This is a genomic window from Chloroflexus sp. (assembly GCF_034431535.1).
Taxonomy (GTDB): domain Bacteria; phylum Chloroflexota; class Chloroflexia; order Chloroflexales; family Chloroflexaceae; genus Chloroflexus.
Window position 1 is genome coordinate 204,910 of record NZ_DAOUDC010000049.1, and the last position, 6,176, is coordinate 211,085.

The following is a 6,176-nucleotide window of genomic DNA, read 5'->3' on the forward strand; positions in this document are numbered from 1 at the left end:
CCTCTCGCCGCACGAGTGGCTCCATCTTATTGCAACGCCTATGGAACTCTGTACTGTCTGGTGGGAAGAGGAATCGGTTCGCCTGATCGACCAGCGCAAGCTGCCGCACACCTTTGAAGTGGTGCATTGCACCGAGTTGGCCCACGTTGCTCACGCGATCCGGAGTATGCAAGTGCGCGGCGCGCCGGCGATCGGTTGCACCGCCGCCTACGGAATGGCGTTGGCCGCCAGCCAGAGCAGTGCCGCTGCCGCCGAGGCGTTGCTCGCCGAACTGCAGCAGGCGAAGGCAACCCTCGACGCGCAGCGTCCCACCGCCGTGAATCTGGCATGGGCCACCGCGCGCATGGTGCGCCGGGCCGAGGCAGTTGCCGTCGAAGGCGTCGACGCGATCAAGACGGCGCTCTTGGCCGAGGCTGAAGCGATCTATGCCGAGGATTTGGCCATGTGCCACGCCATCGGCGACCACGGCGCGCCGCTGATCCCGCCCCGTGGCCATGTGCTCACCCACTGCAACGCTGGCGGGCTCGCCACCGCCGGCTACGGCACGGCGCTGGCCCCGATCCGTACCGCCTTCGCCCAAGGCCGCCCGATCCACGTCTTTGTCGATGAGACGCGCCCCTTCTTGCAGGGAGCCCGCTTGACCGCATGGGAACTGCTGCAAGCCGGGATTCCCCAGACCCTGATTACCGACAATATGGCTGCGTTTATGATGCAGCGCGGCCTCGTTGATTGCATCATCGTCGGCGCTGACCGCATCGCCGCCAACGGCGATGTCGCCAACAAGATCGGAACCTATGGCTTGGCCGTGTTGGCTCGCTATCACAATATCCCCTTCTACGTCGCCGCTCCTTACTCCACCATCGACCTCGCCACTGCTAGCGGCGCCGAGATTCCGATTGAAGAACGGGATCCGGCTGAGGTGACGCATATTGCCGGGATCGCAATTGCACCGCACGGTGTCAATGCTGCCCACCCAGCCTTTGATGTGACGCCGCACGAATTGGTGACGGCCATTATTACCGAGCGTGGCGTGGTACGCCCGCCCTTCCTTGACGCTTTACGTCAACTTGCGAGCGAGCCATGAGCGGCTTTGGCGCGTTTCAACCAGCTTGCCGGCCTCTGCTACGCGGCGGGTTGCCGCATGCCAACCCGGCAATGGTTGCCCAGTTGATCTGCCAGTATCTGCCGCAAACGCCGGCATGGCCGTTGCCGCCGCCGCGCACGCTGGCCGATACACCGTTTGCACTGGCGGCGCAGGGGGTGCCCGGCGTGCAGATCGATGTGGAACGTGACCGATTGGCAGTCGAGCACGAAACGCTGGAACGCGATGCGGCCCAAGTTGGCCTCGCCTACCTCCGCGGTGATGCCCAGTTTGCCGCGCTGAGCGGCCCGGCAGTCACGGTGCTGGAAGAATTGCTGCGCCGGCTCAATACCGAAGAACGGCAACCGCTGCTGCTCAAATACGAGACGATCGGCCCGGTGAGCCTCAGCTTGGCGCTGACCGATGATCACGACCGGCCACTGGCCTACGAGCCGGAATGGCGCGAGCTCTTGCTCTATTTGTGCAGCCTGCGCGTAGCATGGCAACACGAACAGGTGCAGGGGTACGCTATTCACCGGCTAGCAATGATTGATGAGCCGTTCCTCGATGCGCTGTCAACGCCGCTCTGCCCGCTCACGTGGGAGGATGGCATCGATCTGCTCAACCGATTGCTGGCTCATCTGCCGAGCCGCCGCGGTCTCTTTCTGAGCGGCAGCGTGCAGTGGGAAGAGGTATTGCATCTGCCAGTCGATGTGATCGGCTGCCACCTGACCGACCATCTGCAACCGCTGCTGGCCGCTGCGACGCCGCTCGCCGAATTTCTGGCCGATGGCGGATGTGTGGCTTGGGGAGTGGTGCCGGCAGAAGCGCGCCTGCTCGCCAACTCGCAGAGTGCTGAGCTACGTGATCAGACGTTGCAGGCGATCGATCAGATCGCCGCCACCACCGGCGTTGATGCGGCAGTGGTGCAGCGCCAATCGTTTCTTTCGTTCACTGGGAGCTTAGCCTACCTCAACCCGGCCCAAGCCGAACAAGCGTTGCAGATCTGCGCCGAGACGGCGCAGTTAGTTCAACAGGCGATTGGTTTTACTGACATGTAACATCGGTCTCCCGCTGGTCGCGGGGTATGCAGAGGAGTACGTACCGTGAAGATCGTGGTCACCGGTTCGCTTGCCTTCGATTACATCATGGATTTTCCCGGCTATTTCAAAGATTTTATGCTGAGCGACAAAGCGCATATTATTTCGGTCAGTTTTCTGGTCGATTCGATGCGCAAGTTGCGCGGCGGCGTCGCCGGGAATATTGCCTATAATTTGGCGCTGCTCGGCGAACGGCCGTTGATCGTCGGCGCCGCCGGCCACGATTTCGGCGCCTATCGCGAGTGGCTCGAAGAGCAGGGCGTGGACACCAGCGGGATTGCGATCATCGAGCACGAGTTTACCTCCTCTTGCTTTATCAATACCGATCAGGCCAATAATCAGATTGTCGCGTTCTACGCTGGCGCGATGGGACACGATCACCACAATTCCCTTTTAAATCGCGGCTTGACGGCGGATGATCTGGTGCTGATTTCGCCGACTAACCCCGATGCGATGCGCCGGTTTGCCCTCGAATGCCAGCAGATGGGGGTGCCCTATATCTTCGATCCGGGCAAGCAGACGCCGCGGCTTGACCCTGACCTGTTGGCGGTTGGCTTGCAAGGGGCGCGGGTGTTGATCAGTAACGATTACGAGTTTGGGATGATGGCGAAGTGTCTCTGCATCAGCGAAGACGAGCTGATCGCACGCGCGCCGATCACGATCGTCACCCGCGGGGTTGATGGCTCGCAGATCTATGTCGATGGCCAATTGGCTGCCCAGATTCCGATTGCGCCGGTGAGCGAGGTACGCGACCCGACCGGTGCCGGCGATGCCTACCTGTCCGGGATCGCGTTTGGGCTGGCGCGCGGTCTGCCGCTGGAAGTGACCGGCCGGATCGCGGCGCTCTGCGCGGCCTATGCGATTGAAGAGCGCGGTTGCCAAGAGCATCGCTTTACGTTGAACCAGTTTGCCAGCCGGTATCGCGCTGCGTTTGGCCACGATCTGCCGCTCGAGGTCTTCTCGCTGCGGGAGGCAGCATGAAGTGGGGCATTCTCAGCGCTGGCCGGATTGCCCGCCGGTTTGCCGGCGCGCTGGCCACTTCGCCAACCGAACAGACCGTCGCGATCGCGGCGCGTGACCCTGCCCGCGCCGTGACGTTCGCCGCCGATTTCGGCATTCCGCGCGCCTACAGCGATTACACCGCGCTGTTAGCCGATCCGGAGGTGGAGGCGGTCTATATCGCGCTGCCCAATGCCCTGCATGCCGAATGGGCAATTGCAGCCTTGCAGGCCGGCAAGCATGTGCTCTGCGAGAAGCCAATGGCGACGACACTGGCCGACGGGTTGGCGATGGTGGCTGCGGCCCAAGCCAACCGACGGCTGCTGATGGAGGCATTCATGTATCGCTTCCATCCGCAAACGATCACCGTCCAACGCTTGTTGGCCGATGGCGTGATCGGCGAGGTGCAACAGGTGCGCGGCAGCTTCGCCTTCTGGCTTGATGATGTGGCGAATATTCGCCTCGACCCCGCCCTAGGCGGCGGCGCGCTCTACGATATTGGCTGCTACCCGCTGAGCTATGCCCGCATGGCCTTTGGCTCCCGTCCCCAGATGGCGAGTGCGTTTAGCGCCGGTGAACCGATCGATCTGAGCCTCAGCGGCTTGCTGCGCTTTGCCGGCGATCGCTTCGCCACCATTACATGCAGCTTCCGCAGCGCGTGGAACCAGCGGGTTGAGATGATTGGCGACGCCGGCTGGCTCCATCTCGAACGTCCGTTTAACCCAACCCCCGAACAGGCGACGACGATCGCCGTGGCTCGCGGCGGTCGCCATGTCACGGTGGAAACGATCACCATTCCGCCAGCCGATCACTTTCAGTTAGAGGCGGAAGGCTTTGCGCGGCTCGCCGCCGCCGGTGAACCCATTCCCACTATCGGCGCGATGCCGCTCACCGAGTCGCTCGACAATCTTGCTGCGATGGAGGCGCTGTTTGCCAGCGCCAACACTGCAACGCATTCGGTTATTCTCGAACCAGCGTTAGCGCCGGAGTGGCCGGCAGGCACACTGGTTGGGCATGAGTAAAGGAGCAACGAAACAGTATGACCGCGAGCTACGACATCAAAGACATTAGCCTTGCTGAGCAGGGCCGTAAACGGATCGAGTGGGCCGAGAAAGAGATGCCGGTGCTGCGCTTGATCCGCGAGCGGTTTACCCGCGAGCAGCCATTGGCCGGCCTGCGTATTAGCGCCTGTCTGCACGTCACCACCGAGACCGCCAACCTGATGCGAACGCTGGCCGCCGGCGGCGCCGATGTGGTGCTGGTCGCTTCCAACCCGCTGAGCACCCAAGATGATGTGGCAGCGGCGCTGGTTGCCTACGAAGAGATTCCGGTCTTCGCGATCAAGGGTGAGAACAACGACGTCTACTATAGCCATATCCGGGCGGCGCTAGATCACAATCCGCAACTGACAATGGACGACGGCGCCGATCTCGTAACCGGCGTGCTGAAGGATCGGCCTGACCTCATCCCGCACATGGTCGGCAGCACCGAAGAGACGACTACCGGCGTCATCCGGCTCAAGGCGATGGCCAAGCAAGGCGTGTTGCCCTTCCCGGTGATCGCGGTCAACGACAGCGACACCAAGCACATGTTCGACAACCGCTACGGCACCGGCCAGAGCACGCTCGACGGCATCATCCGCGCTACCAACATCCTGCTGGCCGGCAAAACCTTCGTCGTCGCCGGCTATGGCTGGTGCTCGCGCGGCATCGCCGAGCGCGCGCGCGGCTTGGGCGCAAATGTGATCGTTACCGAGATCGATCCGGTCAAGGCGCTTGAAGCAGTGATGGACGGCTTCCGGGTCATGCCGATGGAGCAGGCCGCCCCGCAAGCCGACTTTATCGTCACCGCCACCGGCAACAAGCATGTGATCGACAGCAACGCCTTCGCGGTGATGAAAGACGGCTGCGTGATCGCTAACAGCGGCCACTTCAACGTCGAGATCAACATCCCGGCCCTCGAAGCGCTCAGCGTCGAGAAGCGCCAACCCCGCGCCTTCGTTGATCAGTACATTCTGCGCGACGGACGGGCGATCAACCTGCTCGGCGAAGGCCGCTTGATCAATTTGGCCAGCGCCGAAGGCCATCCCAGCGCAGTGATGGATATGAGTTTCGCCAATCAGGCGTTGGCGAGCGAGTTCTTGTTGCGCCACCAAGGCAAGTTGCCGGTCGGCGTGCATGCCTTGCCCAAAGAACTCGATCGCGAGATCGCAGCGTTGAAGTTGGCGGCGATGGGTATCTCGATCGACACCCTCACCCCCGAACAAGAGGCCTACCTCAATTCGTGGCAAGAGGGCACGTAAATCGTCGCGGATGCGCGGCCCCACATAGGGGCACACAGGCCCCACGTAGGGGCATACTGCCGTATGACCCCACCGGGGCCGCGCCCTCCGTCCGATAGAGAACAGGTCGAACCAACACACAGCAAGAGGTTGACTATGGCGAACACCTTCATGAACTCCCCGCGCTTCTACTTCACCAGCGAAAGCGTGAGCGAGGGGCACCCCGACAAGATGTGCGACCAGATTAGCGACGCCATCCTCGACGCCTTCCTCAGCCACGATCCGAAAGCACGGGTCGCGGTTGAGACCGCCACCACCACCGGGTTGATCGTCGTGCTGGGTGAAGTAACCTACGAGCGCGGCTATATCCCGATCGAAGAGATCGTCCGCCGCACGGTCAAAGAGATCGGCTACACCAGCGGCGAATACGGCTTCGACGCCGACACCTGCGGCGTGATGGTCGCCATTCACGGCCAATCGCCCGACATCGCCATGGGAGTTGACAAGGCGCTCGAAGCCAAAGTTGGCGCGATGCAAGATGATGTCGAGGCGGTCGGCGCCGGCGATCAGGGCATGATGTTCGGCTTCGCCTGTAACGAGTCGCCCGAAATGATGCCGCTGACGATCGCGCTGGCCCACCGACTGACGCGACGACTCGCCGAGGTGCGCAAGTCTGGGCAACTGCCGTGGCTGCGCCCCGACGGCAAGTCGCAGG

General features: G+C 62.4%; 6 protein-coding genes. All 6 read left to right on the forward strand.

The genetic code is table 11. The features are described 5' to 3' along the window. Positions 1 to 40 precede the first annotated feature (40 nt). Positions 41 to 1,084, forward strand: a complete 1,044-nt coding sequence (gene mtnA, locus U9R61_RS12160) for an S-methyl-5-thioribose-1-phosphate isomerase (protein ID WP_322489084.1) — start codon at positions 41 to 43, stop codon at positions 1,082 to 1,084. After that, positions 1,081 to 2,142, forward strand: a complete 1,062-nt coding sequence (locus U9R61_RS12165; protein ID WP_322489085.1) for a hypothetical protein — start codon at positions 1,081 to 1,083, stop codon at positions 2,140 to 2,142. Before mtnA ends, U9R61_RS12165 begins: the two co-directional genes overlap by 4 nt. A 45-nt stretch (positions 2,143 to 2,187) precedes the next feature. Beyond that, positions 2,188 to 3,162, forward strand: a complete 975-nt coding sequence (locus U9R61_RS12170) for a carbohydrate kinase family protein (RefSeq protein ID WP_322489086.1) — start codon at positions 2,188 to 2,190, stop codon at positions 3,160 to 3,162. Continuing rightward, positions 3,159 to 4,202, forward strand: coding sequence for a Gfo/Idh/MocA family oxidoreductase (locus tag U9R61_RS12175; protein ID WP_322489087.1), 1,044 nt, complete (start codon positions 3,159 to 3,161; stop codon positions 4,200 to 4,202). Before U9R61_RS12170 ends, U9R61_RS12175 begins: the two co-directional genes overlap by 4 nt. A 17-nt stretch (positions 4,203 to 4,219) precedes the next feature. Continuing rightward, on the forward strand, positions 4,220 to 5,482 hold the full coding sequence (ahcY, locus tag U9R61_RS12180; RefSeq protein ID WP_322489088.1) for an adenosylhomocysteinase: 1,263 nt from the start codon (positions 4,220 to 4,222) through the stop codon (positions 5,480 to 5,482). A gap of 135 nt (positions 5,483 to 5,617) precedes the next feature. Beyond that, on the forward strand, positions 5,618 to 6,176 hold a 559-nt coding region (locus tag U9R61_RS12185; protein ID WP_322489089.1), incomplete at its 3' end, for an S-adenosylmethionine synthetase N-terminal domain-containing protein.

What these genes read in the sequence shown, in the direction of transcription:
- mtnA (WP_322489084.1), top strand. Translation starts at nt 41, where the DNA reads ATGGAACTCTGTACTGTCTGGTGGGAAGAGGAATCGGTTCGCCTGATC.
- U9R61_RS12175 (WP_322489087.1), top strand. Translation starts at nt 3,159, where the DNA reads ATGAAGTGGGGCATTCTCAGCGCTGGCCGGATTGCCCGCCGGTTTGCC.
- ahcY (WP_322489088.1), top strand. Translation starts at nt 4,220, where the DNA reads ATGACCGCGAGCTACGACATCAAAGACATTAGCCTTGCTGAGCAGGGC.
- U9R61_RS12165 (WP_322489085.1), top strand. Translation starts at nt 1,081, where the DNA reads ATGAGCGGCTTTGGCGCGTTTCAACCAGCTTGCCGGCCTCTGCTACGC.